The sequence below is a fragment of the Synechococcus sp. R6-7 genome, assembly GCF_047461695.1.
Classification (GTDB): Bacteria; Cyanobacteriota; Cyanobacteriia; order Thermostichales; family Thermostichaceae; genus Thermostichus.
On the sequence record NZ_JANSHS010000386.1, the window covers coordinates 1 to 1431 of the forward strand.

Annotated in this window: 1 protein-coding gene and 1 pseudogene; both read right to left on the minus strand. The window is 52.6% G+C overall.

The window, feature by feature from the left end; all coding sequences use genetic code 11:
• Nucleotides 1-186, minus strand: a pseudogene (locus NW815_RS11255) (peptide-methionine (S)-S-oxide reductase); the annotation flags it as partial.
• Between the two features lie 81 nt (nucleotides 187-267).
• Nucleotides 268-1200: an ABC transporter permease gene (locus tag NW815_RS11260; protein WP_414389082.1), complete on the minus strand. Its 933-nt coding sequence runs from the start codon at nucleotides 1198-1200 to the stop codon at nucleotides 268-270.
• Between the last annotated feature and the right edge of the window lie 231 nt (nucleotides 1201-1431).

A 1431-nucleotide genomic window follows, 5' to 3' on the forward strand; every position in this document is an offset into this window, starting at 1 on the left:
CCCCCAGAAGCAGCCCATGCCGAACATGGCCAGCTCCATGCCCTCGGGAAAAGGCGGCTGCAGCGGATTGCCGTTGACAAAATGCCGATTCACGATCACCATCGGCTCGGCCCGGCCCGGCAAGGCTTCTTCCGGTTTGGGCAGGGACAGTTTCTTGCCAAGTTTGCCAAAGCCAAAGAGCACCATAGGGACAGCCCGATACATTCGTTAACAGTTACCAGCCTAGCTCAGTTGGCTCCTCATGTGTTGGAAAAATCCTTGATCGGGTCAGCTCACCGATTCAAAAGCCCCCAGCCGCTTGGCCACTAGCAGATAGACGGTCATGATCCCCATCGGCACAACCGTGAAGGCTGCCGCCAAGGGAATGTTGCCAGAGGTGCCCTGAAAGGCGAGAACTGCCTGCCCGATGAAATAGCTGGAATTGCCCAGAGAATAAGGCACCACAAAATCTCCTAGCGTTAAGGAAAAGGTGAAGACCGACCCGGCCAGGATCCCTGGCAAGGCGAGGGGAAGAGTAACATGGCGGAACGTTTGCCAACCCTGAGCTCCCAAATCTGCAGAAGCCTCAATTAAGCTATCAGGCACTCGCTCCAAAGCCGCCTGGATCGGCAGAATCATATAGGGCAGCCAAACATAGAGAAACACCAAGAAAATACCCAAGTTGGATACAGCCAGCGATGGCCCACCGATCCCGGGCAACTGCAAAATCTTTTCCACCCAGCCCTGTAGGCCCACATGGGTGAGTAGGTAGGTGAGGATCCCTTCTTTGGCCAGGATCAACTTCCAGGCATAAACCCGAATCAAATAACTAGACCAAAGCGGTAGGAGCACCAACAAGTACAAAAAGTCCTTCCAGCGAGGAGAGGCCAGTCTGACCATGGTATAAGCCAGAGGAAAAGCCAACACAATTGCAGCTAGGGTCACTGCCAAAACCATAGTCAAGCTGCGGACAAAGATATCCACGCTGGCAGGAGTGAGCAGCTCCCGATAGGTGGCCAAAGTCAACTTTCTCAGGATCAGGCCGGTAAAGGGATCCAGATGATAAAAACTTTGCAGCAGCAGCGCCAGCAGCGGCCCCAAGTAAAAGACCAGTAACCAAATGAGAGGTGGCCCCAACAGAATGGCAAGGATGAGCGTCGGGTGATGATAGAGGAATCCAAACAGATCGGGTTTATCGGTTATCTGAGTTGTTTTGGCCATGGCCAGGCAGGCATGAAGATCAGCTTTTCATTCCCTCTTTTTGGTGTTATTGGAATTGTAGGTCGACGAGCCAATAGAATTCAACAGAATTGGGATTGAGAAAGTGCGAACAGGCAAGAGGGATTGGCTTGTCTACACCTGCCGGCGGGTATCCTTTGAGGGAAAACGGCAATCAGAAGATGCCGGTATGGTCATTTCGACTCAAACTAGGACACTGCACCCACACCTAAA